The sequence below is a fragment of the Catellatospora sp. NPDC049133 genome, assembly GCF_040648455.1.
Classification (GTDB): domain Bacteria; phylum Actinomycetota; class Actinomycetes; order Mycobacteriales; family Micromonosporaceae; genus Catellatospora; species Catellatospora aurea.
In genome coordinates, this window is the sequence record NZ_JBEZDT010000023.1 from 136,723 (window position 1) to 161,439 (window position 24,717).

25 protein-coding genes are annotated in these 24,717 nt (G+C 71.1%); 19 read left to right on the forward strand and 6 right to left on the reverse strand.

Annotation, left to right across the window (positions count from 1 at the left end):
* Together AB0B35_RS25460 and AB0B35_RS25465 are read left to right on the forward strand one after the other, a co-directional pair.
* Positions 1-417, forward strand: coding sequence for a helix-turn-helix transcriptional regulator (locus AB0B35_RS25460; protein ID WP_361049510.1), 417 nt, complete (start codon positions 1-3; stop codon positions 415-417).
* Positions 418-482: 65 nt separating this feature from the next.
* Positions 483-698 (forward strand): antitoxin, encoded by a 216-nt coding sequence (locus tag AB0B35_RS25465; protein ID WP_361049512.1) that lies wholly within the window; start codon positions 483-485, stop codon positions 696-698.
* A gap of 67 nt (positions 699-765) precedes the next feature.
* On the opposite strand, the gene AB0B35_RS25470 is transcribed toward AB0B35_RS25465, so the two are convergent.
* Positions 766-1,197: a hypothetical protein gene (locus AB0B35_RS25470; protein WP_203694662.1), complete on the reverse strand. Its 432-nt coding sequence runs from the start codon at positions 1,195-1,197 to the stop codon at positions 766-768.
* Positions 1,198-1,452: 255 nt separating this feature from the next.
* Here AB0B35_RS25470 and AB0B35_RS25475 point away from each other — a divergent pair, with 255 nt between their 5' ends.
* From AB0B35_RS25475 to AB0B35_RS25510, 8 genes are all read left to right on the forward strand, one after another.
* A complete protein-coding gene (locus AB0B35_RS25475; RefSeq protein WP_361049514.1) occupies positions 1,453-2,586 on the forward strand; it encodes a hypothetical protein in 1,134 nt (377 codons plus the stop codon).
* Positions 2,587-2,674: 88 nt separating this feature from the next.
* On the forward strand, positions 2,675-5,254 hold the full coding sequence (gene clpB / locus AB0B35_RS25480; protein ID WP_203694664.1) for an ATP-dependent chaperone ClpB: 2,580 nt from the start codon (positions 2,675-2,677) through the stop codon (positions 5,252-5,254).
* Between the two features lie 151 nt (positions 5,255-5,405).
* Positions 5,406-6,038 carry a hypothetical protein gene (locus AB0B35_RS25485; RefSeq protein WP_361049516.1) on the forward strand — a complete coding sequence of 211 codons (633 nt, stop codon included), beginning with the start codon at positions 5,406-5,408 and terminating at the stop codon, positions 6,036-6,038.
* Between the two features lie 139 nt (positions 6,039-6,177).
* The gene (locus AB0B35_RS25490) at positions 6,178-6,837 is read left to right on the forward strand and encodes a hypothetical protein (protein WP_361049518.1); all 660 of its coding nucleotides are present in this window, start codon (positions 6,178-6,180) and stop codon (positions 6,835-6,837) included.
* A gap of 8 nt (positions 6,838-6,845) precedes the next feature.
* Positions 6,846-7,718 carry an SDR family oxidoreductase gene (locus AB0B35_RS25495; protein WP_361049520.1) on the forward strand — a complete coding sequence of 291 codons (873 nt, stop codon included), beginning with the start codon at positions 6,846-6,848 and terminating at the stop codon, positions 7,716-7,718.
* 67 nt (positions 7,719-7,785) lie between these two features.
* Positions 7,786-8,316, forward strand: coding sequence for an orotate phosphoribosyltransferase (gene pyrE / locus AB0B35_RS25500; RefSeq protein ID WP_360523185.1), 531 nt, complete (start codon positions 7,786-7,788; stop codon positions 8,314-8,316).
* Positions 8,317-8,356: 40 nt separating this feature from the next.
* Positions 8,357-8,752: a metalloregulator ArsR/SmtB family transcription factor gene (locus AB0B35_RS25505; protein ID WP_120317708.1), complete on the forward strand. Its 396-nt coding sequence runs from the start codon at positions 8,357-8,359 to the stop codon at positions 8,750-8,752.
* 251 nt (positions 8,753-9,003) lie between these two features.
* The gene (locus AB0B35_RS25510; protein WP_361049522.1) at positions 9,004-10,731 is read left to right on the forward strand and encodes a VWA domain-containing protein; all 1,728 of its coding nucleotides are present in this window, start codon (positions 9,004-9,006) and stop codon (positions 10,729-10,731) included.
* 135 nt (positions 10,732-10,866) lie between these two features.
* Here AB0B35_RS25510 and AB0B35_RS25515 read toward each other — a convergent pair whose 3' ends face one another.
* Complete coding sequence (locus AB0B35_RS25515; protein ID WP_361049524.1) at positions 10,867-11,631, reverse strand: VTT domain-containing protein; 765 nt, start codon at positions 11,629-11,631, stop codon at positions 10,867-10,869.
* A 66-nt stretch (positions 11,632-11,697) separates the two neighbouring features.
* Between AB0B35_RS25515 and AB0B35_RS25520 the strand changes: the two genes are divergently transcribed.
* Positions 11,698-12,195: a SigE family RNA polymerase sigma factor gene (locus AB0B35_RS25520; RefSeq protein ID WP_361049526.1), complete on the forward strand. Its 498-nt coding sequence runs from the start codon at positions 11,698-11,700 to the stop codon at positions 12,193-12,195.
* Positions 12,192-13,226 (forward strand): LCP family protein, encoded by a 1,035-nt coding sequence (locus AB0B35_RS25525; protein ID WP_361049528.1) that lies wholly within the window; start codon positions 12,192-12,194, stop codon positions 13,224-13,226. Before AB0B35_RS25520 ends, AB0B35_RS25525 begins: the two co-directional genes overlap by 4 nt.
* On the opposite strand, the gene AB0B35_RS25530 is transcribed toward AB0B35_RS25525, so the two are convergent.
* A complete protein-coding gene (locus tag AB0B35_RS25530) occupies positions 13,217-13,441 on the reverse strand; it encodes a hypothetical protein (RefSeq protein ID WP_361049530.1) in 225 nt (74 codons plus the stop codon). The two genes, AB0B35_RS25525 and AB0B35_RS25530, sit on opposite strands and share 10 nt — an antisense overlap.
* A gap of 68 nt (positions 13,442-13,509) precedes the next feature.
* Between AB0B35_RS25530 and AB0B35_RS25535 the strand changes: the two genes are divergently transcribed.
* From AB0B35_RS25535 to AB0B35_RS25545, 3 genes are all read left to right on the forward strand, one after another.
* Positions 13,510-13,890 (forward strand): phage holin family protein, encoded by a 381-nt coding sequence (locus AB0B35_RS25535; protein ID WP_360524116.1) that lies wholly within the window; start codon positions 13,510-13,512, stop codon positions 13,888-13,890.
* A 224-nt stretch (positions 13,891-14,114) separates the two neighbouring features.
* Positions 14,115-15,137: a class II fructose-bisphosphate aldolase gene (gene fbaA / locus AB0B35_RS25540; protein WP_361049532.1), complete on the forward strand. Its 1,023-nt coding sequence runs from the start codon at positions 14,115-14,117 to the stop codon at positions 15,135-15,137.
* A 203-nt stretch (positions 15,138-15,340) separates the two neighbouring features.
* Positions 15,341-15,859 carry a hypothetical protein gene (locus AB0B35_RS25545; protein WP_360523163.1) on the forward strand — a complete coding sequence of 173 codons (519 nt, stop codon included), beginning with the start codon at positions 15,341-15,343 and terminating at the stop codon, positions 15,857-15,859.
* Positions 15,860-16,053: 194 nt separating this feature from the next.
* Here AB0B35_RS25545 and AB0B35_RS25550 read toward each other — a convergent pair whose 3' ends face one another.
* On the reverse strand, positions 16,054-17,157 hold the full coding sequence (locus tag AB0B35_RS25550) for a hypothetical protein (protein ID WP_361049534.1): 1,104 nt from the start codon (positions 17,155-17,157) through the stop codon (positions 16,054-16,056).
* A 75-nt stretch (positions 17,158-17,232) separates the two neighbouring features.
* Between AB0B35_RS25550 and AB0B35_RS25555 the strand changes: the two genes are divergently transcribed.
* Entirely contained in the window at positions 17,233-17,640 is a 408-nt protein-coding gene (locus AB0B35_RS25555) for a DUF3151 domain-containing protein (RefSeq protein ID WP_361049536.1), read from the forward strand.
* Positions 17,641-17,697: 57 nt separating this feature from the next.
* On the opposite strand, the gene AB0B35_RS25560 is transcribed toward AB0B35_RS25555, so the two are convergent.
* Positions 17,698-19,566, reverse strand: a complete 1,869-nt coding sequence (locus tag AB0B35_RS25560; RefSeq protein WP_361049538.1) for a chromosome partitioning protein — start codon at positions 19,564-19,566, stop codon at positions 17,698-17,700.
* A 78-nt stretch (positions 19,567-19,644) separates the two neighbouring features.
* On the reverse strand, positions 19,645-20,592 hold the full coding sequence (locus AB0B35_RS25565) for a hypothetical protein (protein ID WP_361049561.1): 948 nt from the start codon (positions 20,590-20,592) through the stop codon (positions 19,645-19,647).
* 166 nt (positions 20,593-20,758) lie between these two features.
* On the opposite strand from AB0B35_RS25565, the gene AB0B35_RS25570 reads away from it, so the two are divergent.
* The 3 genes from AB0B35_RS25570 to purD all read left to right on the forward strand — a co-directional run bounded on the left by AB0B35_RS25570 (position 20,759) and on the right by purD (position 24,478).
* A complete protein-coding gene (locus AB0B35_RS25570; RefSeq protein ID WP_361049540.1) occupies positions 20,759-22,054 on the forward strand; it encodes an adenylosuccinate synthase in 1,296 nt (431 codons plus the stop codon).
* 160 nt (positions 22,055-22,214) lie between these two features.
* Positions 22,215-23,174, forward strand: coding sequence for a type IV toxin-antitoxin system AbiEi family antitoxin domain-containing protein (locus tag AB0B35_RS25575; protein WP_361049542.1), 960 nt, complete (start codon positions 22,215-22,217; stop codon positions 23,172-23,174).
* Between the two features lie 56 nt (positions 23,175-23,230).
* Positions 23,231-24,478 (forward strand): phosphoribosylamine--glycine ligase, encoded by a 1,248-nt coding sequence (gene purD, locus AB0B35_RS25580; RefSeq protein WP_361049543.1) that lies wholly within the window; start codon positions 23,231-23,233, stop codon positions 24,476-24,478.
* The last annotated feature ends 239 nt before the right edge of the window (positions 24,479-24,717 follow it).

Genomic DNA, 24,717 nt, shown 5'->3' on the forward strand with positions numbered 1-24,717 from the left:
GTGGACGTGCACGCTAAGGTGCTGCTGATCTCGGTGGCCGCGCAGCTGGCCGGGATGCACCCGCAGACGCTGCGGCAGTACGACCGGATGGGTCTGGTCGAGCCGGGCCGCTCCGCGGGCGGCGGACGCCGGTACAGCCTGCGCGACGTCGAGCTGCTGCGCGAGATCCAGCGGCTCAGCCAGGAGGAGGGCGTCAGCCTGGCCGGCGTCAAGCGGATCATCGATCTGGAGCAGCTGGTCCTGGAGTTGCGCGAGCGGCTGGAGCACACCCAGCAGCAGCTGGCGTACGCCGAGCGGCGGCTGGCGCAGCTGGAGACCATCTCCGCGTTCCCGCGTACCGATCTGCTGCCGAGCACCCGCACCTCGACCGCGCTGGTGGTGTGGCGGCCGCGTTCCAGCGAAGGCGGAACCCGGTAGGTCGCCGGCCGGTATCCTCGATACGGGTCAGTCCGAATTGTCGGACTGTCCCGGAGGGGGATGAAATGGGCATGTTGGACAAGGCCAAGGACGTCCTCGGTATCGACGACAAGTCGGACCAGGCCACGGACAAGGCCAAGCAGATGCAGGACAAGGCCAAGAAGGCCGTCGACCAGGCCGGCGACGCCGTCGACAGCAAGACCGGCGGCAAGTACGCGGGTCACGTCGACAAGGCCCAGGACATGGCCAAAGACGCGATCGACAAGATGGACAAGAAATAGTCGTATCGCGCCACGGCTCCCCGCGGTCAGGTGCCGCGGGGAGCCGTGTGTGCGAGGTCAGGTCCTCCTACTGCAACCTGCGCGAGTGGCGGACCAGGCCGCCTTCGCACCAGTCGTGGTAGTCGAAGAGCTGCGGACGGGCCAGCAGCACTCGGGTGTTGTGGGCCCAGATCGCCATCTGCTCGTCGCCCTCCTCCTCGGCCTCCTCGACCATCTTGCGCAGCTTGCGCCGAGGGTGGGCCTTGAAGCCGGTGCGGATCGCGTCGGCGGCGTAGATGTACAGGCAGTGCATGGTGAAGCGGCGGGCCGGGCAGCTGGTGTCCATCGCCAGGTCGAACAGGGTCCCGATGAGCCGGTCACCGGAGACGAGCAGGTCCCAGTCCGGCGGCATGGCGGTGAGCGGCACGGAGTCTGGCGCGTACGCCCAGGTGCGCAACTCGTTGGGGGTGGGGTCGACCGGGTTGGCGAATCCTCGGAACACCGCCGGAGAAGCGCTCATCGATATCTCCTCCGCTGTGAAGACGCGGGATGGGGGAAGACGCGGCCAGATTCAGCGGCGCTGCTGCCGCGACACGCTAGCGCGGCTGCCCAGGTCAAGGGAAGGTCACGGCCCGTACTTTCATCAACCTGTTACGCATTGCGACCAACCCGGCACGGCCGCTGGGCGTCAGGACACCGAAAGCGCCCCATCGACCGGTGCCGACGGGAACCGGCCCGCCCGTTCACGGCTCGACCGGGTATGACTTCCGCCAGCGTGAACAGGTTCGCGGGCCGCGTGCGCCCGCTGCTCATGACGGTGCTCGGGCTCGCGCTGGTCACAGCGTGCACCCCGCGCGGCGAGGACCCCGGCGCACCCGCACCGCTCCCGGCCACGACCGCGTCCCCGCCCGCGCGGGCGGCGGTGCAGGAGCGCACGGCCGAGGTCGGCGTGCCGCCGGGCTACCTGCCGTTCGTCGAGTTCGCCGACGCCCGCCACGGCTACGCCGTCTTCACCGACTGCGGCGGCAACGGGACCTGCCGCGGCCGCCTGTTCGCGACCGCGGACGCCGGGGTCACCTGGCAGGCGCGCCCGATGCCGCTCGCCGAGGACGAGAGCATCCAGCTGTACGTGGTCGGCCCGCAGCAGATGATGATCTGGGGCGACAAGGCCGGCGGCTACCACCTGTCCCGCGACGGCGGCCTGACCTTCACCTTCAGTGCCACCGTGCCGGCCGACTACCACGCCGCCACCGGCGTCCGTTACGGCGTGGACTTCGCCACGGACGAGCCGGTGCTGCGGGACTGGCGGACCGGCAAGCCGGTGCCGCTGCCCGACGGCTACCAGGGTGCTGGCGCGGTCGCCACGCCCGACGGCGCGATCTGGCTGACCCGGTTCGAGCCGACGAAGGAGACCGCGCGCAGCGTCGACGGCGGGCGTACCTGGCAGCGGCTGGCCGTGCCGGACCAGCCCGGCCGCAAGCTGTGGATGCTGTCGGTGCGGGTCTCCCCCACCGGCGACGTCTGGCTGGTCGGCGAGCAGGACATGCTGTCCGCCGGTGGCGGGACCTCGCTGCTGCGCGGCTCGGTGCTCAAGGCGACCGGCCTGCCGCTGATCTGGCAGCTGGTGGACGGCGCCTGGCGGGCGCGCCCGATCGAGGGTCTGCGGGAGCAGCCGAACCAGATGTACACGGTGGCCCCGGCCGGTGACGGGCTGCTCGCCATCGCCGGGCCCGAGGCCGTCGGCTACCTCGCCGACCGGTACGTCGAGGTCCCCGGCACGCCCCGGCTCGACTGGGTCACCGAGCTGCCCGACGGCACGCTGTTCGCCCGGCAGGACGTGCCCGGCGAGTTCTATCTGGGCACCGGCCACGGCTGGTCGCGCGAGTGGGTGAAGGTCACATTGAAGTAGCCCGCCGGCGGCTCCCTCCTGACTGGCCCGGACAAGTTGAGTGCAGTAGGCTCAACTTTGGTTCGGAGACCATCAGTCGAGGGAGCGTATGGACACTCAGCGTCTGACCACGAAGAGCCGCGAGGTCATCACGGACGCGGCGGCGACGGCGCAGCAGCGGGGCCACGCCACGGTCGAGACGTGGCACCTGCTGCTGACCCTGCTCGACACGGGCGGTTCCACCGCCGCGGGCCTGCTGCGCGCGGTCGGGGCCAATCCCGCCGACGTACGCCGGGCCGCCGCGCGCGCGGTCGAGCAGCTGCCGACGGCGCGCGGGTCGAGCGTGGCCGAGCCGAGCCTGTCCCGGGAACTGGTCAACGCGATCAACGCCGCCGAGCAGATCGCCCGTCCCCTGGGCGACGAGTACGTCTCCACCGAGCACCTGCTGGCCGGCCTGGCCCGGGTCGGCGGTGCGGTCGGCAAGGCGCTCAAGCAGGCCGGCGCCACCGAGGAGGCGCTGGTCGCGGCGTTCCCGCAGATCCGCGGCGGGGACCGCCGGGTCACCAGCCCCGACCCCGAGCAGCAGTACCAGGCGCTGGAGAAGTACGGCGTGGACCTGACCGCGCGGGCGCGCGACGGCAAGGTCGACCCGGTGATCGGCCGGGATGCCGAGATCCGCCGCGTGATCCAGGTGCTGTCCCGGCGGACCAAGAACAACCCGGTCCTGATCGGAGAGCCCGGCGTCGGCAAGACCGCCATCGTCGAGGGCCTGGCCCAGCGCATCGTGGCCGGTGACGTGCCCGAGTCGCTGCGGGACAAGAAGCTGGTCAGCCTCGACCTGGGCGCGATGGTCGCCGGCGCGCAGTACCGCGGGCAGTTCGAGGAGCGGCTCAAGAGCGTGCTGGAGGAGATCAAGGGCAGCGACGGCCAGGTCATCACGTTCCTGGACGAGCTGCACACGGTCGTCGGCGCGGGCAAGGGCGAGGGCTCGATGGACGCGGGCAACATGCTCAAGCCCATGCTGGCCCGCGGCGAGCTGCGCATGGTCGGCGCGACCACGCTCGACGAGTACCGCGACAACATCGAGAAGGACCCGGCGCTGGAGCGCCGCTTCCAGCCGGTCGTGGTCGGCGAGCCCACCGTCGAGGACACCATCGGCATCCTGCGCGGGCTCAAGGAGCGCTACGAGGTGCACCACGGCGTGCGCATCACCGACGGCGCGCTGGTCGCTGCGGCGAGCCTGTCCGACCGGTACATCGCCGACCGCTTCCTGCCCGACAAGGCGATCGACCTGGTGGACGAGGCCGCCTCCCGGCTGCGCATGGAGATCGACTCCCGGCCCACCGAGGTCGACGAGATCGAGCGCCAGGTGCGCCGCCTGGAGATCGAGGAGATGGCGCTGGCCAAGGAGCCCGACCCGGCCTCGGCGGAGCGGCTGACCAAGCTGCGCGCCGAGCTGGCCGACAAGCGCGAGCACATGGCCGCCCTGTCCGACCGCTGGCGCAACGAGAAGCAGCACATCCAGGCCATCTCGGCGGCCAAGGAGCAGCTGGAGGAGGTGCGCGACCAGGCCGACCGAGCCGAACGCGACCTCGACCTGGGCCGCGCCTCCGAGCTGCGCTACGGGCGCATCCCGGCGCTGGAGCGCGAGCAGGCGCGGGCCGAGGCCGAGCTGGCCGCGCTGCAGACCAACGGCGCGATGCTCAAGGAGGAGGTCGGCGCGAACGACATCGCCGAGGTCGTCGCCGCGTGGACCGGCATCCCGGCGGGCCGGATGATGGAGGGCGAGACCGAGAAGCTGCTGCGCATGGAGCAGTCGCTGGGCTCGCGGGTGATCGGCCAGGCCGAGGCGGTCGGCGCGGTCTCCGACGCCGTGCGCCGAGCGCGCGCGGGCGTCGCCGACCCGGACCGGCCCACCGGCTCGTTCCTGTTCCTCGGCCCGACCGGCGTCGGCAAGACCGAACTGGGCAAGGCGCTGGCCGAGTTCCTCTTCGACGATGAGCGGGCCATGGTCCGCATCGACATGAGCGAGTACGCCGAGAAGCACTCGGTGGCGCGGCTGGTCGGCGCCCCGCCCGGGTACGTCGGCTACGAGGAGGGCGGCCAGCTCACCGAGGCGGTGCGGCGGCGGCCCTACTCGGTGGTGCTGCTGGACGAGGTGGAGAAGGCCCACCCGGACGTGTTCGACGTGCTGCTGCAGGTGCTCGACGACGGCCGGCTCACCGACGGCCAGGGGCGCACCGTCGACTTCCGCAACGCGATCCTGATCCTCACCTCGAACCTGGGCTCGCACGCGATCGCCGACCCGACCCTGTCCGAGGAGCAGCGCCGCGACGCGGTGATGGCGGTGGTGCGTACGCACTTCAAGCCGGAGTTCCTCAACCGGCTCGACGACATCGTGGTCTTCCACGCGCTCACCCAGGACGAGCTGACCCACATCGTCGACATCCAGCTGAGCCGGCTGCGCCGGCGGCTTGCCGACCGGCGGCTCACCCTGGAGGTCTCCGACGTGGCCCGCAAGTGGCTGGCGAGCCACGGCTACGACCCGGTGTACGGTGCCCGCCCGCTGCGGCGGCTCGTGCAGTCGGCCATCGGCGACAAGCTGGCCAAGGCGCTGCTCTCCGGCGAGATCCGCGACGGCGACACGGTGCTCATCGACCGCGACGGGGACGCGCTCAAGCTGGCCTGACCAGGTCATCCGCAGAAGACGGGAGCGGTGGACCCGCTCCCGTCTTCGTGTGCGGGCCGCGGCGGAGCGGGCGTGTCTCCTCCTGAGGGGTGAGCAGCGATCGATCTGAGGTCGCAGGCGCGTCTGGCGGGCGGCGATTACGGTGTGCTGCATGTCGTACACGCCACCTCCGAGCGGTTACCTCGTTCCCGCCGCGCCGGGCTCCACCCCGCGGCCGGCCACGGTTTCCGTGTCGGCCCTGCTGCTCTATGTCATCTCGGCCATCCTGCTGATCAGCGCGGCCATCTCGGTGTACACGTTCTCGTCGATGCCCGAGGGTCTCATCGAGGACATCTACCGGGACGCGGGCATGGACGCCGGCCTCGCCGAGTCCACCGCCACCATCGCGACCGTCACCGCCTACGTCAGCGCCGCGCTGTACGTGGCGCTCGCCGTGTTCTTCGTCGTGCTCGGCCTGTTCGTGAACAAGGGCAAGCAGTGGGCCCGGATCACCACGTGGGTGCTGACCGGCATCGGCCTGTGCTGCATCGGCTTCGGCCTGGTCTTCCAGGGGCTCGGGAGCGGCTTGGGCTCGTCCAGCGCCGGTGGCATCGACCAGAAGGAGGTCACCGACCGGCTGGCCGAGGTCGCCCCGGACTGGTCCGTCGCGGTGGGCACGGTGCTGAACGTGGTGCTGCTGCTGTCGATGCTGGGCGTGATCATCATGCTGGCGCTGCCGCCGTCGAACGCGTACTTCCGCAAGCCGGCGCCGGAGTGGACGCCGCCGGCGTACCCGACCGTCTGACCTGGCGAACCGCGGGGCCGGCGCGATCGCGCCGGCCCCGCGTGCTGTCTGGGGATATCCCCAATCAGGCACATACTCCCTGGTAGGGCGGGTAACTTCCGATCTGGAGCAATCTTCGGGCCGCATCGGGGGTACGCCAATGTCGCAATCCGCCTCGTCTCCGGTGGAGCCGGTGTCCCCGGCCGGCCCCAGAGTTCTGCCCGTCCGGCCCACGGTGGTCACTGCCGCGGCCGCGATCCTCGGCCTGGTCGCTCTCCTCCACCTGGTCAACGCGATCCTGCACCTGGCCGCGATCAGCGGCGTGCTGAACCGGCTGCGGGTGCGGGCCGTGCTGGAGGGCGTGAGCCCCGGGATCCTGGTCAACCTGGAGAACAGCGCCAAGGTCGCGCTGCTGACCAGCGCCGCGGTCGCGGTGATCGCCGCGATCGTGCTACTGGCCCTGGCCTGGGGCGTCTGGCAGGGCAACCGCGTCGCCCGCATCCTCACCTGGGTCGTCTGCGGTCTCGGCATCCTGCTGGCCTGCTGCGGCATCTCCGGCGCGGTCAGCCTGGGCACCGGCAACGTGACCGTGCAGGGTGGCGGCGACCCCTCCTACACCCGTGGCGCGCAGGCCCTCGTCGACTCGTTCCCCGGCTGGTGGGCGGCGCTCACCGGGCTCTCCTCGGTGGCGCAGGTTCTCGGCTACATTGCCACTGCGGTGCTGCTCGCGCTGCCGGCTGCGAACGCCTTCTTCAGCCGGCCGCGGTCGCTGCCGCCGGGCCCCGACACCCCCGCGGTGCCCCCGCCGACGACCGCCTGAGGTGACCGATGTCCTCCTCCGCAAACACCGCCGCGCCCGACACCGCGGCGGCGCCCCAGACCACACCGGAACCGGCGGGAGAGCGCCGCACCGCGCTGGTCACCGGTGCCACCGCGGGCATCGGCCGGGCCTTCGCGGTCCGCCTCGCCACCGACGGGTGGGACGTGGTGCTCGTCGCCCGCGACGCCGGCCGGCTGGCCGACTTCTCCGAGGCTCTGAGCAGGACATACGGCGTGCAGGCGAGTGTGATTTCGGCGGATCTCGCCACCACGGAGGGCTGCGAACTGGTGGAGGCGCGGCTGCGCGACACCGACCGGCCGGTGGATCTGCTGGTGAACAACGCGGGACTGTCGCTGAACACGCCGTTCCTGAAATCCACTGTGGAGCAGGAACTGCACCTGCTGGCTGTGAACGTGCAGGCGGTGATGCGGTTGACGCACGCGGCACTGCCCGCCATGGCGGCGCGCGGCCGCGGAGATGTCATCAATGTCTCATCGGTGGCCGGATTCGGCGCGGCGATGCCTGGTAGCACCTATCCGGCGAGTAAGGCGTGGGTCACCAACTTCAGCGAGTCGGTGGCACTGTCGGTGGCCCACCGCGGGGTGCGCGTGATGGCGCTGTGCCCGGGATTCACCCGTACGGAGTTCCACGACCGGGCCGGAATCAACATGACGAAGACACCGGAGTGGCTGTGGCTGCAGGCTCCGCAGGTGGTCTCCGACAGCCTGCGTGACCTGCGGCGGGGCCGCACGGTGAGCGTGCCGAGTTGGAAATACAAAGTGCTGGTGGGTTTCATGCGGCACACGCCGACGCGGTTGCTGCGGCGGCTCGCGCGCGGGGCCCGGGTGCGCACCGGACGGGACACCGAAGCCGACAGCTGACGAGTGTGGGGAGGTCAACGCACCCCCCTAGATCGAGCTCTCAGCATCGGCGAGTAGTGTCCGTCCCATGTCCGACCGCGACGACCTGCGTAAATTCATCACTGACCTCGCGGTGGTTCGGGGAAAGGTGGTCCTGTCCTCGGGACAGGAGGCCGACTACTACGTCGACCTGCGCCGGATCACCCTCCACCACGCTGCTGCGCCCCTGGTCGGGCGTGTGCTGAACGAACTCACCGCGGACTGGGACTTCGACGCCGTCGGCGGTCTCACGCTCGGCGCCGACCCGGTCGCCGCCGCCATGCTGCACACCTCGACGCGTCCGCTGGACGCGTTCGTGGTGCGCAAGGCGGGCAAGGCGCACGGGCTTCAGCGCCGCATCGAAGGACCCGACGTGGCCGGCCGCCGCGTGCTCGCTGTCGAGGACACCTCGACTACTGGCGGTAGTGTTCTTGCCGCTATTGATGCACTGCGGGAGGCGGGTGCCGAGGTCATCGGTGTTGCGGTTATTGTCGATCGAGGCGCGGGCGATACGGTGCGTGCTGCCGGTCTGTCGTACCGAGCCGCCTATACGTTGGCGGACCTTGGCCTGTCGGCCTAACGGAACTCCGATCCGTACCTGCTAATATGTAGGTGGATCGATGCTGTTGTTGGAAGGAAGAAATCACGTGGGAACAGCTCTGGTGGAAACCCCGCTGCCTCAAATCTCGCCCCTCGCTGGTGAGCCGATCGAGCGTGCCGACGCGGAGCGCCTCGCCGGTGTCCTCAAGGCGCTGGCCGACCCGGCCCGTCTCCGGCTGCTCAGCCTTATCCAGTCTGCGCCCGAGGGCGAGGCGTGCGTTTGTGACCTGACCGCTCCGCTGGGTTTGTCCCAGCCGACTGTCAGCCACCACCTGCGCATCCTCACCGAGGCCGGTCTGCTCAACCGCGACAAGCGCGGTGTGTGGGCCTACTACAGCCTGGTGCCGTCCGCCATCGCCACCGTCGCCGAGCTGCTGACGCCGCCGCGCAAGCGCGCGACCAAGAAGGCTCGCTGACCCTGGCAAGGCCCTGAAGCGCCGTGGGGCGCACCCTCCGTCACGGAGAGTGCGCCCCACGGCGCTTTTGGTGATATTGAACGGCGAAAAAGTCACGTAGCGCAGGCTTCGGCAACCGTGAGTGAATTCTGTCATCACCCGGTTGCGCCTGGCCGGGGGACATCTAAGCTGACGCGAAGTCAGGCGTGCTGCCGCCCCGGTAACCCCCGCCGAAGGGCTCGGCGCCGCCGCCTCCTCACTGGGAGTCACCCATGTCTGGACGCCACATCCGTCGCGGCTGGGATGCCCCCGAGGCACCCGCGCCGCGGCGGACCGGCCTGTTCGGCCGCCGTGCCGTACGGATTCCCGTCATCATCGTCAGTGCTCTTTCCGTGTGCGGCCTGGCCACCGTCGTGCTGCGCTCGGTCAGCGCCGACGCCGACGGCTGCGGCAGCGCCGGCATCACGCTGACCGTCGCCGCCGATCCCGCCATCGCGCCCGCCCTCACCGAGATCGGCAACCGCTGGAGCGCCACCAGCCCCATGGTCGGCGAGGACTGCGTACGCGTCGAGGTCATCGAGAAGGCCTCGCACGAGGTCGCCAACTCGCTCGGCACCTGGGCCGGCGGTGCGGTGGACGTGGCCGGCAAGGCCGCGCCCACCCCGGCCGACTCCGAGCTGCCGGTGGTCTGGGTGCCGGACTCGACGTACTGGCTGGGCCGGGTCCGCGGGGTCGACCGCGACATGTTCGACGCCACCGCCCCGTCCCTGGCGGCCAGCCCGGTGGTGCTCGCCGTGCCGGAGACCGTCGCCCGCAACCTCACCGACAAGCTCGGCTCCGGCGTCGACGCGACGCTGCTCAAGAGCCTGCTGTTCGCCAAGACGCCCGTGCTCAAGCTGGGTGTCGTCGAGCCGCGCCGCGACACCGCGGGCATGGTCGGCGCGATGATGCTGTCCGACGCGGTCGTCGCCTCCGAGGCCGACCTACCCGCGCTGGTCGCCGTGTACCGCGGCATCGGCGGGCCGGTCCCGGACACCGGGGCGCTGTGGAAGGCGTACGCCGCCGGCATGACCGGCGCGCCGGTCAGCGAGCAGGCCGTGATCGCCTACAACGCGGCCACGCCCAAGGCCCCGATGGCCGCGGTCACCCTGGCCCAGGCGCCGACGCTGGACTTCCCGTACGCCGTGCGCGCCCGCCAGCCGCGTCCGCTGGCCGCCGCGGCGGCCCTGTTCTCGCAGGCCCTGGTCAGCGGCGAATACAAGTCGGTCTTCGCGGAGAAGGGTCTGCGCTCGCCGGAAGGCGAGGCCTCCACGGGCTTCCCGACCGGCCACGGCGTCACCTCCAACACCGTCTTCGTGCAGCCGCTCAACGACATGAACAAGGTCCGCGGCGCGATGACCGCCTGGGTCGCCGCCAAGACGCCGTCCCGGGTGATCGCGCTGGTCGACGCCACCTCGTCGATGGGCCGCACGATGACCGGCGGCGGCAACACGGCCGTGCGGATGCAGGTGCTGCGCAGCGCCGCGGAGAAGGGCCTGAAGCTGTTCACCGACGACAGCGAGGTCGGCCTGTGGGCCTTCGCCGGTCCGGGCCACCAGCCGCTGGTGCCGCTGGCCGAGCTGACCAAGGCGCAGCGCACCAAGCTGAACGGGGCCGTCAACCAGGCCTCGCCCGCGCCGACCGACATCTGCCCGCTCTACAAGTCGATCATCGACGGGTACCGCGAGCTGCTCAAGGGATACGACCCGTCCCGTAGCAACACGCTGGTGGTCTTCACGGACAGCCGGGACAACTCCGGTATGTCGCTGCGCGCGGTCCAGAAGGAGCTGGAGAAGCTCGCCGACGTGACCAAGCCGGTCCGGGTGGTGCTGCTGGGCCTCGGCCCGGACGTCAAGCTGTCCGATCTGCAGGCCGTCGCCGACACCACCGGCGGCGTGGCCTTCCAGGTCACCGACCCGAGCCAGATGCAGACGATCTTCTTGAAGGCGCTGCTCGCCTGAGGCCCGCACGAGGAGGGGGCACGGCCTGTCGGCCGTGCCCCCTCCTCGTGCTCTGTGATCATCGGACTTGCCGGGCAGGTGTGCGTATCTTGGACCGCTGTTCGCCCACCTGCCTGGCAAGTCGAGCGATCATGGTCAGCCGATGTCGACCTTGCTCATGACGACGGTGTCGTCGCCGTGACCGTGCAGGCCGCGCTTCTTGGCCTGGCGCTCGCGGATGATCTCGATGAAGACCGGGATCAGCGAGAGGAAGACGATCAGGAAGACCATCGGCAGGATGTACTTGTCGATGTGCTCGGGGCCGCCGATCGCGCTGATGATCTGCTCGGCGAGCAGGTAGCCGGCCAGCAGGATGCCGTCGACCCAGAGGATCGCGCCGATCACGTTCCACACGAAGAACTGCCGGGCCGGCATGCCGAGCACGCCCGCGACCGGGTTCATGAAGGTGCGCACGATCGGGATGAACCGGGCCAGCACGATGGCCTTGCGCGGGCCGAACTTCGCGAAGTAGTGCTCGGCCTTGCGCACGTACTCCTGCTTGAACAGGCGGGAGTCGGGCTTGTTGAACATCTTGGGGCCGTACTTCGCGCCCAGCCAGTGGCCCAGCTGCGCGCCGATGATGGCGCAGAGCGGGCCGAGCAGCAGCAGCCAGCCGATCGGCAGCTGGACACCCTTCGACTCCAGGAAGCCGGAGGCGAACACGCCCGCGATGAACAGCAGCGAGTCGCCGGGCAGGAAGAAGCCGACCATCAGGCCGGTCTCGGCGAACAGGATGAAGCAGACGCCGAACAGCGCGGCCGGGCCGAACAGGGTCAACCAGTCCGTCGGATCGAGCGGATTGAAGTCGGCGGCGGCCAGTGGGGGCGCGGCCAGGGCCTGGAGAGTGTCGACTACGGTCACGCCGCACAACAGTACCGGGCAATGTTCTGAACACCCGGACACGTCCTGTGAGTCGAGGAGGTGGCTGTGACGTACGAGGAATTCGTCAACTCGCGACTCGGCGCGCTCGCGCGCTATGCGGTGATGCTCACGGGTGACCAGCACACGGCCCAGGACCTCGTCCAGGAGACGATGGTCCGCGTCCAGCTCAACTGGCGCAAGGTGGTCCGGGCCGACGCGCCCGAGCGCTACGTCAAGCGCATGATGATCAACCAGTATCTCGACTGGCGGCGCGGATCCTGGCTGCGCCGGGTGTTCCTGCGGCCCGACGCCGACGAGGCGGTCGCCGTACCCGTCGATCACGCGCAGCGCACCGCGGACCGCGACCTGATCTGGTCCGTGCTGGCGACGCTGCCCCGGCAGCAGCGGGCGGCGCTGGTGCTGCGCTACTACGAGGACCTGCCGGACGGGGAGATCGCCGAGATGCTCGGCTGCACCGTCGGCACGGCCCGCGGTTACATCTCGAAGGCGCTGGCCCGGTTGCGGGAGTCAGCGGAGCAGCTGAGCCTGGGGGGAGTCCGATGATCGAGGAAGAGCTGCTGCGCGACGCGTTCGCCCGGCACGAGGAGCAGGCGCCCCCGCTGGACCCGCTGCGCCGGGCCATCGACGCCCTGGCCACCCGCCGCCGTCGCCGCCGTACGGCGACCCGTACCGGTGCCGCCGCGGTGGCCGTGGCGATCGCGCTGGCCGTGCCGGTGCAGCTGTGGCGGGGCGGGGTAGCCGATTACGTCGCGGCGATCGGGGTCGAGTCGTCGGTCGTGGCTCCCGAGGGCCCGCTGAACCTGCTGCTGCTCGGGCTGGACCAGCGGGGCGACATGGGGGAGGCCCGGTCCGACACGATCATGCTGGTGCACCTGCCGGCCGACGGAACTGCGGCGTACCTGATCTCCATCGAGCGCGACGTCGCCGTGGAGATCCCCGGCGAAGGCCGACGAAAGATCAACGGGGCATACACCGCCGGGGGTGCGCAGGGCGCCCGGCAGGCTGTGGAGCGGCTCACGGGCGTGAGCGTGGACGCCGTGGCCGAGGTCAAGTTCTCCGCGCTGCGCGAGGTGACCGATGCCCTGGGCGGGCTGCCGGTCTGCTTGCCACAGCGCGTGACGTCGCACCACACCGGGAAGGTCTATCCGGCGGGCTGCCAGGGGTACACGGGGACCCAGGTGGCGGACCTGGTCCGGCAGCGCTGGGGCGGTCTGGCCCACGGGGCCTACGACCGGGACCGCATCGGTCAGCGGGTTCTGCTGGGGCTCGTGAAGAAGGCCGGCGACCGGGCGCTGCTGAGCGACTTCGCCATGGTGAGCCGACTGGTGAGCACGCCGGGGATCACCCTGCACACCGGTGACCTCAGCCTGTTGGGTCTGGCGGTGCGGCTGGACCGGGTCGACGCGGCGCACATCGTCGGCGTCAGTCAGCCGACGTTCCTGCCGGTCACCTACGGCGGGTTCCCGTTCGAGAAGCTGGATCCACAAGTCGCGCCGAAGCTGTTCGCAGCGCTGCGAGATGACACCATGAACGACTTCATCAGCACGCACCCGGACTGGGTGCTTCAGGAGTAGTCCTCGTCGGCGGGCACGGCCACCACGTTCTGTTCGATCTTGTCCCACTCGGAGGCCGGGGGCACCGGCGCGCCCGGCTCTCCGAGTGGCTCAGCCGGGAGGGCGTTGTTCAGGTCCTCGGCGTCCGCCAGGGGATCCGCCGGCGTCGACTGCTCGAGCGCGTCGGCTTCGGGCACGTCGTCGGCGTACGTGTTCCCTGCCACGTTCTCGGTCATTGTTTCACGGTATGACTCGCCTGTGATATTCGCCAGCAGATGTGGGTTTCGGCGTAGAAGATGACCATATGGGCTTTCTGATCCGTTGGGTGATCAACGCAGTCGCGTTGTGGGTCACCACCTTGATCGTCTCCGGCATCGAGGTCACCGCCGCGACCACCACGCGCAGCATCCTCACCCTGATCGCGGTCTCGCTGATCTTCGGCCTGGTCAACGCGATCCTGAAGCCGATCATCCACCTCTTCGGGTGCGTCTTCTACGTCATCACGCTCGGACTGTTCGCGCTGTTCGTCAACGCGGCACTGTTCCTGCTGGTGGACTGGCTGGCGACGGTGTTCAAGCTGCCGTTCGAGATCGACGGATTCTGGCCCGCCTTCTGGGGCGCGATCGTCATGGGCATCGTGAGCTGGGCTCTCAGCCTGCTGGTGCCGGACGGCGGCGAGGGCTGACGGCAGGCGTACCCCCTGGGCAGCCGCCAGCATGCCGGAAAGCGCAGCCACCGGCCCGGCCAGATCCCGCCGGGCGGTCCGGGGTAGGGGCCGATTCGCCAGGTCAAGTGACGTAGGCAATACTCCTGTAACGAGGACATCGCGGTCTTCCCGCAGCCATCGGGCGCGGCGACGCGCCACCGCGGCCATCCGCGTCACTGCACGCACGCTAGGAGCGTTCACAGATGCCTATCGCATCCCCTGAGGTCTACGCCGAGATGCTCGACCGCGCCAAGGCCGGCGCGTTCGCCTACCCCGCGATCAACGTCTCCTCCTCGCAGACGCTGCACGCCGCGCTGCAGGGCTTCGCGGAGGCCGAGAGCGACGGGATCATCCAGGTCTCGACCGGCGGCGCCGAGTACCTGTCCGGCCCGACCATCAAGGACATGGTCAGCGGCTCGGTCGCCTTCGCGGCGTTCGCGCACGAGGTCGCCAAGAAGTACTCGGTCAACGTCGCGCTGCACACCGACCACTGCCCGAAGAACAAGCTGGACGGTTTCGTCCGCCCGCTGCTGGCGATCTCCGCCGAGCGCGTCGCGCGCGGTGAGAACCCGCTGTTCCAGTCGCACATGTGGGACGGCTCGGCCGTGCCGCTGGACGAGAACCTGCAGATCGCCGAGGAGCTGCTGGCCCTCACCCACGCCGCGAAGATCGTCCTTGAGATCGAGGTCGGCGTCGTGGGCGGCGAGGAGGACGGCGTCGTCGGCGCGATCGACGAGAAGCTGTACTCGACCGTCGAGGACGCGCTGGCCACGGCCGCCGCGCTGGGCCTGGGTGAGAAGGGCCGCTACATGACCGCCCTCACCTTCGGCAACGTGCACGGCGTGTACAAGCCGGGCAACGTCAAGCTCCGTCCGGAGATCCTCAAGGAGATCCAGGAGCAGGTCGGCGCCAAGTACGGCAAGGAGAAGCCGTTCGACCTGGTGTTCCACGGCGGCTCGGGCTCGCTGCTGTCGGAGATCCGCGACGCGGTCGACTACGGCGTGGTCAAGATGAACGTCGACACCGACACGCAGTACGCGTTCACCCGCCCGGTCGCCGACCACATGCTGCGCAACTACGACGGCGTGCTGAAGATCGACGGCGAGGTCGGCAACAAGAAGCAGTACGACCCGCGCGCGTGGGGCAAGGCCGCCGAGTCCGGCATGGCCGCCCGCGTCGCCCAGGCGTGCCAGGACCTCCGCTCCACCGGCACCCGCATCAAGTAATCCGCCACGCGGGCCGTCGCTGTCCGCGGGTCGTTGGCAAGATCGCTGAATGCGGTCATGAACTGCGGTTGGACCGCAGATCATGACCGCATTTCGCGATCACGGCGTGTTTCTTTGCGCGCGTGTCGCCCCGCGTCCCCGCCTTGCCTGACGGGAATCGGTACGATCGTCCGAATCCGCGTCTCAGGGCAGGAGGTCCGCACGTGCTGGGCATCGACGGGTACGACCCGGTCTGGCACCACGATGCCGGTGCGCTGGCGGCGGCGCACCGCAACCGCTTCGCCCGCGTCATCGGACAGCCGCTCGTCGGCTCCTGGCTGGTGTGGGACCTGGACGCCGAGGCCTGGTTCACCGGCGGCCCCGTGGTGTTCGGCTTCCCCGACGCCAACATCGAGATCACGCACCGCAAGTTCGACGAGTGCGCGATCAGTTGGGACACCATCGACCTGCAGGCCCAGCTCGACTGGCCCGGCCTGCGCCTGGACTGGTGGGCCGACACCCACCCCGCGATCCTCTCGGCCCGTGGCCGCCCGCTGACCCAGGTCAACATCATCGAACGGATCAGCCCGACCGCCTGGCGCCCGCACGTGCTGCACGCGCTGGAGTTCTTCTTCGGCGACCTGCGCGTCGCCCTGTTCAACGCGATGGACGAGAACGGCCTCACCGGCGAACCCGAGGTCAACCTCCCGGTCGGCTTCTGGCGCAGAATCCCGGTCGCGTAGCGGGCCGGGATCGGGTGGCGTTGTCCGGTCGCGTAGCGGGCCGGGATCAGGTGGCGTTGTCCGGTCGCGTAGCGGGCCGGGATCGGGTGGCGTTGTCCGGTCGCGTAGCGGCCCGCGTCTTTGCTGCTCAACAGGATGCGGTGTTAGGAAGGGCACCTTCCTCTACACATAGCGATGTGAAGGTGCCCTTCCTTTCACTGGCAGAGGATGGCGAGGGCCTCGTCGACGTCGTCGGTGACGTGCACCAGGTCGGCCTGGGCGGCACTGTTGAGCAGGGTGCGGAGCAGGTCGGGGACGGGGAGGTCCTCGGTCCAGAAGCGACGGCCGAGGAAGACGAAGGGGCCGCTCTCGCCGTCGGTGGCGTAGTAGGTCTTGGTCGCGGCTTGGAAGACCTCCTGAACGGTGCCCGCCCGGCCGGGGGCGAAGACGATGCCGCCGCGGGCCGCCTTCAGGATCACGTCCTCGCGGATCGCGTTCGAGAAGTACTTCGCGATCTGGCCCGCGAACACGTTCGACGGTTCGTGGCCGTAGAGCCAGGTCGGCACGGATAGCCCACCCGCCCATGGGTCCATGGTCGGGAACTCGGCCAGCATGTGCAGCGCGGCCTTCGTGTACGGGTCGTGGGCGCGGAAGTCCGGCTCGGCGGCCAGTCGGCCGATCGCCTCGTCCAAGGCCGCCACCGGGTGGGCGGCCAGGTAGGAGCCCAGGTTCGCGGCCTCCATGACGCCCGGACCGCCGCCGGTCAGCACCAGCCTGCCGCGGCCGGCGAGCGCGTGCCCGATCGCCGCCGCCATGCGGTACGCGTCGCTGCCGCGTACCTCCGCGTGGCCGCCCATGATGCCGATGCGCCGCCGGGGCGAGATCCCGGCCAGGGCGTCGTGCAGCGCGTTGTCGATGCCGTGGTCGTGCAGCCGCTGCGCGAGCGCCTCGCGGACCCCCGCGTTCGGGCCGCCCTCGGCGACGAAGTGGTCGTACACCCGGGTGTCGTACATGCCGGCGAAACCGTTCTCGGCGAACCCCGCGGTCAGGTCGGCGGCCGTGTAGAGGCGGGCCGGGTGCGTCGGGTACGGCGCCCAGTCCGCGACCGGCACGACGTGCGCGCCGCGGCGTACCAGCGCGGCCTCCGCGGCCAGGCTCGGGAACGTGCAGCCGATGAAGACCGCGTCCTTGACCTTGACCCGGGACAGGTCGGCGCCGATCGTCAGCCCCTGCACGGTGAGCCCGGCCAGGCTCTTCTCGGCGAGCCGTTCGGACAGCTCTTCCAGGGACTCGATCTCCAGCGGGGTAGCAGCAGACATCAGGCGAGTATGCCCGTGACGAAACCCTCAGCGCAGCGCGGGGACTTCGGGACCCCCACCGGGTTGAATGTCCGTATGCAGAACCTGATGCCCGAACCTCCTGCCACGCTGCTGCCCGCCGACGAGGCGGCCGCCGCCGCGCTGGCCGCCGCCGAGGACCCGACCTCCGTCGCCGCGGCGCACCCCACCTACAGCGCCGCGTGGGCCGCGCTGGCCCAGCTCGCGCTGACCGCGGGGCAGCCTGTTCCGGCGTACGCGTTCGCCCGCACCGGCTACCACCGCGGCCTGGACCAGCTGCGCCGCGCGGGCTGGAAGGGCCACGGCCCGGTGCCCTGGTCGCACGAGCCCAACCAGGGCTTCCTGCGCTGCCTGCACGCTCTCTCGGTGGCGGCCGCGGAGATCGGCGAGGCCGACGAAGCGGCGCGCTGCGCCCAGTTCCTGCGCGACTGCGACCCGGCCGCGTTCGACGCGCTGAACTCCTGACAGGGGTCCGCACGACCCCACCCGCCCGCCGCCGGACCGGCGGCGGGCGGGTTCGGGTCAGAGGCCCTCGGCGACCGCCGCGGCGATGCGCAACCAGGCGTCCTGGGACTCGTCGGTGAGGCGGCCGTAGTCGATCGGTTCGCCGGAGTCGAGCATGCGCTCGTACGGCGCGATCAGCACGGCCCGGGTGCGCGCGGCGAAGTGCCGTTCGATGGCGGGGATGTCCAGCTCGCGGCGGCTCGGCGGTAGGGAGACGATGGTGACGGCCTGCCGGACCAGGCGACTGCGGCCGGTCTGCTCCAGATGGTCGAGCATGCGGGCGGCCGTCTCCGCCGAGTCGTTGCGAGCCGACATGGTGACCACGAGCTGGTCGGTCGCGTCGATGGCGGCCTGCCAGTTCTCGGCCCGCACGTTGTTGCCGGTATCCACCATGATCAGCTTGTAGAAGCGGCTGACCACCTCGCGGATCTCGGCGAACGCGTGCGCGGTGAGCATCTCGCCCGCGGTCGCGGACTCGTCCGAGGCGAGCACCTCGAACATGCCGTCGCCCTGCGAGCGCACGTACTGCGACAGGTCGCCGACCCGGCTCTGCGAACCCTGGAACTGGTGCAGGTCGCGCATCAGGTCGCGCACCGTACGCGAGTGGAAGTCCTGCTGGGAACGCATGCCCAGGGTGCCCTGGGTCTCGTTGTTGTCCCAGGCGAGCACGTAGCCGCCGCGCTTGCGGCCGAACGTCATGGCCAGCAGCAGCACGGCCACCGTCTTGCCCGCGCCGCCCTTCGGGTTGACCACGGTGATCTGCCGCAGGCCGCCGAAGTTGCGCCGGACCAGGTCGGTGGCCCGGCGGATCTCCTGCTCGCGCTGGCCGGGGCTCAGATTGAGCAGCCCGAACGTCGTCTTGCGCAGTGCCGCCTGGATGCCCATGTGGGCGACCGGGTCGGCGGGACGGGCCGCGCGGCGGCGCGCGAACTCCTCGGCCGTGGGCAGGTAGACCTCGCCCCCAGCGGCCGGACCCGGCTGCTGCGGCCCGCCGAACTGCGGCGGCGTCGGGGCGGCCGTGGTGGGCAGCGGCGGGATGTTCGGCTGGGCCGACACGGGCCATACGCCCGGGGCGGTCTGCGGCGGCGGCACCGCCGTGACGGCCGGACGCTGCGGCGGCACGGCGGCGCTCGCGGTATGCGGGGTGGCCGGGCCCGGTTCGGCAGCCGGCGGGAACGGTGCCACCGCGCGGGGCTCAGCCGGCGGGACGGGCACCGCGGCCCGAGCCTCGGCGGGCGGGAACGGTACGGCGGCCCGTGCCTCGGCCGACGGGAACGGGGTGGCGGCCCGGGTGTCGAGCGTGGGCACGGGCGCGGTGCCGCGAGTATCCACCGGCATGGGCACCGGCACGGCGGCGCGGGCCTCCGGCGCGGGCGCCGCCGGGCTTCCGTGGTTCTCGACCGGCGCCGCCGCGCGGGCCTCGGCCGCAGGAGTGCGGTAGGGCATGCGCTGGTCGCCGGGCCCGGTCTGCGGGGGCGTCGGCGTGGCCGGGGATACCGGGGCGGCCGGCGGGGCGGAGACGGGCGGCGGCGGGATCGGCGTGGCCGCCTGCTGCGGCGGCAACGGGATGGGCGCGCTGTGCGGCTGCACCGGCACGGCGGTCGGCGGCAGCGGCACGGCGGCGCGCTCGCGCTGCGGCAGGGGCGGCAGCGGCACCTGCACGGTCCGGGTCAGGTCGGCGGGACCGGCCACCGGCTGCGGCGCGGGGATCGGGATGCCGGCCTGCGGCGCGGGCACCGCCATCGGCACGCCGGCCGAGGGCCCGCCGGACACCGGATCAGGACGCGGCACCGCGGCGGACGCCCGAGCGGGCTGGCCACGCGTGATCTGCTTGCTGTCCTCAGCGGGGCCGCTGATCTCGTCCGGCGGCCACTCCCACTCCGTCATCGCCATCTCCCCAGTGCCGTCTGCCCCTGCAGCCTAGTCAGTGCGCACACCCCGCAGCAGGGCCCGTTTCCCCGCCTCTCAGCGGGTATAGACGGCCCACGCCGCGGGCTCCACCCACCAGGAGCGTTTACGGGTCAGCCCGCCGGATACCCCGTCGTCGGCGAACGGAACCTCGGTGTCGCGCGGCGTCACCGAGACCGCCCGGCCACGCGCCCGGCGCACCTCGATGCGCAGCCGCGGCGTACCGAACAGCGGTTTGTGTCGCACCGGCACCGCCACCGCGACATCGATCACACCGTCGGCCGGGTCGGCGGAGGTCAGCAGCGGCAGCCCGTCCAGCAGCGTCGCGCCCGAGGCGTTCGCGACGGCGACCGCGAGCAGCGGCTCCGCGCCGTCGGTCAGCACCGCGTCGTCGACCTCCACCCGGCCGGCCCACTGCATGGGCTGGCCGTCCTCGGTGCTGCCGGCCAGCAGGACGCCGTCGAGCGTCACCGAGCCGCCGTCGTGGCGCAGCAGGTCCAGCCGCCGCGACCGGTCGCCCAGCACCGCCGCGGCCACCTGGGCGGGCTCCCGGGGCAGGCCCAGCTGCGCGGCGAGGTCCGCCGCGGCCGTGTCGATGGGCAGCACCGCGACCGGGGGCAGATCCGGCACGGTACGCCCCGCGGGCAGGTCGGCGGGGCGCTTCGAGGGGGCCGGGGCATACCGGCGGACCAGGCGGCGCAGCACGTGGCGCAGTTGCCCGTCGTCGGTGACCGCGATCACCAGCCGGGTGGCACCGGCGGCGTCCGGCCAGGTCAGGCCGTCTTCCCGGGCAGGACCGTCGAGCCGCGACAGCACCTGGTCGATCTCCGCGTCGGAGCACGCCACCACGGTCTCCACCCGGGCCCCGGCGGCGCGCAGCGCGTCCGCGCAGTGCAGCACCGGCACCCGGGGGCGCGGCGCGCCGCTGTGACCCTCGCCATGCCCGGCGCCGTCGCCGGTGCCGCAGCCGCCGGAGCCGCAGCAGCCGCCCTCCGGCTCGGTCATGCTCAGCAGCACCACGTCAGCTGTGCCTCTGTCAGCGCGCACGCGAGTAGTCCTCTCGGGTTCCGGCATTGCCCGGGCATGCGTGCCCGATCAAGCTGTTAGCCTGGCACCCCGGGGTCACCACAGCCGTGGGCGGCCCGCGGCTCGCCTAGGAGGCGAAGGAAAGATGCCAGCGATCGTGCTTCTCGGCGCCCAGTGGGGCGACGAGGGCAAAGGCAAGGTTACCGACCTGCTCGGATCACGAGTGGACTACGTCGTCCGCTTCTCCGGGGGCAACAACGCCGGCCATACCGTGGTCACTCCGGACGGCCAGAAGTTCGCCCTCCACCTGATGCCGAGCGGCGCGCTGCACCCCAACGCCGAGATCGTGCTCGGCAACGGCGTCGTGATCGACCCGAAGGTGCTGCTGGCCGAGATCGACGGCCTCGCCGAGCGCGGCGTGGACGTCTCCCGCCTGCTCATCTCCGCCGACGCGCACCTGGTCATGCCGCACCACCGGGCGCTGGACCGGGTCGTCGAGCGTTACCTGGGCACCGCCCGCATCGGCACCACGGGCCGCGGCATCGGCCCCGCCTACGGCGACAAGGTCGCGCGCATGGGCATCCGGGTGCAGGACCTGCTCGACCCGGGCATCCTCCGGCAGAAGCTGGAGCTGGTGCTGCGGGAGAAGAACCAGATCCTGTTCAAGGTGTACAACCGCAAGGGCTTCGACGTCGACGCCGTGGTCGAGGAGTACCTCACCTACGCCGAGCGGCTCAACCCGTTCATCGCCGACACCCGCCTGATCCTGAACAAGGCCCTCGAAGAGGGCAAGACCGTGTTCATGGAGGGCGCGCAGGCCACCCTGCTCGACCTGGACCACGGCACGTATCCGTTCGTGACCTCGTCGAACCCGACCGCGGGCGGCGCCTGCGTGGGCGCGGGCATCGCCCCGACCCGGATCACCTCGGTGATCGGCGTCATCAAGGCGTACACCACGCGTGTCGGGGCGGGCCCGTTCCCGACCGAGCTGCACGACGACATGGGCGAGCACCTGCGCAAGACCGGCGGCGAGTACGGCACCACCACCGGCCGCCCGCGCCGCTGCGGCTGGTTCGACGCCGTCATCGCCCGGTACGCCGTCCGCGTCAACGGCATCACCGACCTCGTCGTCACCAAGCTCGACATCCTCTCCGGCCTGGAGCAGGTCCCGGTCTGCGTCGGCTACGAGGTCGACGGCGAGCACCTCGACGAGATGCCGATGACCCAGACGGCCTTCCACCACGCCAAGCCGGTCTACGAGTACCTGCCCGGCTGGTTCGAGGACATCTCCAAGGCCCGCGACTTCGCCGACCTCCCCCTCAACGCCCAGCGCTACATCGAACGCCTCGAAGAGCTCTGCGGCACCCGCATCTCCATGATCGGCGTAGGCCCCGGCCGCGACGAAAACGTGGTCCGCCACGACATGCTGGCCCCCGCCTGACGCCCCTTTCGGGTTGATCATGAACTTATGGCACGGCTCGGCGGCGTGTCGCTGCCACAAGTTCATGATCAACGCAGGTGGTGCGCATGGCTGTCCACAGGGTTATCCACAGGGGTTGTGAGCTGGGACTGGGCGGCTCAGGCTGGCCGATGTGCCTGCTGTGCAACGACTTGCCGAGCGGCAGGATGGTCTGATCACCGCGGCCCAGTGCCGCGACCTGGAGTTATCCACCGCCTCCGTCAAGAGGTTCCTCCGTCAGGGGGTATGGCGGAGCCTGAGCCGCGGTGTCTACCTGGTCGACGCTGACATGCGCGGTCAGCCGGACTCGCCGAAGGCGCTGGTTCGGGCCGCTGTGCTCACGGGCGGCCCGAATGCCGTCGCGGTGCTGGAGAGCGCGGCGGTCGTGCACGGGCTGCAGGGGCTGCGGCCGCAGACTCGGTTGCACGTCAGCTTGCCGGGCAAGCTGGCGGTCCCCCGCCGGCTGACCGACGTGACGGTGGTGCCCCATCAGCTGACCCTGGCCGCGGCAGACGTCACCGCGGTCGACGGGATCAGGGTGACGACGGTACGGCGTACCGTCGCGGATCTGCTCTTGAAGCTCGATCGCCTGGCCGCTGTCTCGGTCCTGGACTCGGCACTCCACCTGGGCTTGTTGACCGAGGAAGAGCTGGTGGAGCAGCCCTCGCTGATGTTCGGTCGTCGTGGTGCCGCGGGCGCGCGGGACTGGATCGAGCAGGCGGACGGCCGAGCGGAGTCACCGCTGGAGACCCGTGCCCGCCTGCGCTGCGCCGATGCGGGCGTGCCACCCGACGACCTGCAGGCGGTGATCGTCGACGGCGAGGGCCGGACCCTCGCCCGCGTCGACATGCTGTGGCGGCGGGCGCGGCTGATCGGCGAGGCCGACGGCGGCGAGGTGCACGACCGCCCCGAGGCGGTCTACCGCGACCGGCAGCGCCAGAACGACCTCGTCAACGCCGGCTACCGCATCGTCCGCTTCACCTGGTCCGACACCCTGGACCCGGTTGCCATCCCGCGGATCGTCCGCCGCGCACTGGCCGGTGGCACGGCGATGTCGGCGGTGGTGGGGCGCTCGGAGTCGATCAGGAAGCTGTGGACATGAATCGCCGTCGACCCGTGCCATAAGTTCATGATCAACTCGGGGGGTAGGGTGGGGGCGTGCGGGTACTGGTGGTTGGTGGTGGGGGGCGGGAGCACGCCCTGGTGTTGGGGCTGGTGCGGGATCCGGGGGTGACCGCGGTCATTGCGGCGCCGGGGAGTCCGGGGATCGCGGAGGTTGCCACGGAGCTGCGGGAGGTGGACATCCTTTCGCCGGTGGCCGTGGCCGGGCTGGCGGTGGACGTCGAGGCCGATCTCGTGGTCGTGGGGCCGGAGGCGCCGCTGGTGGCGGGGGTCGCCGACGCGGTGCGGGCCAAGGGCATCCCGGTTTTCGGGCCGTCGGGCAGCGCGGCTCGGCTGGAGGGGTCGAAGGACTTCGCCAAGCAGGTCATGACCGCGGCCAAGGTGCCGACCGCGCGGGCGTTCACCTGCACCACGGCCGAGGAGGCGGCGCGGGCGCTGGACACGTTCGGCGCGCCGTACGTCGTGAAGAACGACGGTCTCGCCGCGGGCAAGGGTGTCGTCGTCACCGACGACCGGGACGCCGCGCTGGCCCACGCCGCCGAGTGCGGGCGCGTGGTGATCGAGGAGTACCTCGACGGGCCCGAGGTGTCGCTGTTCGTGGTGACCGACGGCGTGACCGCGGTGCCGCTGCTGCCCGCGCAGGACTTCAAGCGCATCTTCGACGGCGACGCCGGGCCGAACACCGGCGGCATGGGGGCGTACGCGCCGCTGCCGTGGGCCCCGCCGAACCTGGTCGAGCACGTCATGGCCACCGTCGCCCACCCGACCCTGCAGCAGATGCGCGACGCGGGCACCCCGTTCTCCGGCCTGCTCTACATCGGCCTGGCGATCACCGAGGGCGGCCCGAAGGTGATCGAGTTCAACGCGCGCTTCGGTGACCCGGAGACGCAATCGGTGCTGGCGCTGCTGGACACCCCGCTGGGCGGCCTGCTGTACGCGGCGGCCACCGGCGAGCTGGCCGGGCACCCCGAGCTGCAGTGGAAGGACGCCTTCTCGGTGACCGTGGTGCTGGCGAGCGCCGGGTATCCGGCGAGTGCGCGTACCGGGGACGAGATCACGGGCGCGGAGGGCCTGATCCACGCGGGCACGAAGCGCGACGCCGACGGGGTGCTGCGCTCGGCCGGCGGCCGGGTGCTGTGCGCGACGGCGACGGGGCACGACCTGCACGCGGCGCGGGCGGCGGCGTACGAGCTGGTGTCGCACGTGGAGCTGGCGGGCAGCCAGCACCGCACCGACATCGCGCTGGCGGCGGAAGAGGGCCGGGTCGTCTCGCCCTGGCGCTGACGCCGCGGTCTGCGGCGGCCGTGCTCGACGGCCCCGCCGCCCTGGCGCACACACGAGGCTCATTGCGGCCGCGACCGCCGACAGGCCCTGACCTGCATCTCCAGCGGCAAGCTGTTAAGAAGGGCACCTTCTGCAACGCGGAGCGCTTGGGTTCTAGGCGTCGTTGCAACACCTGATCATTTCAGGGGTTGCAGTGTTCGAGATCCGCGCCGGCCGGGTTCCGCAGGGCCGTAAGAAAC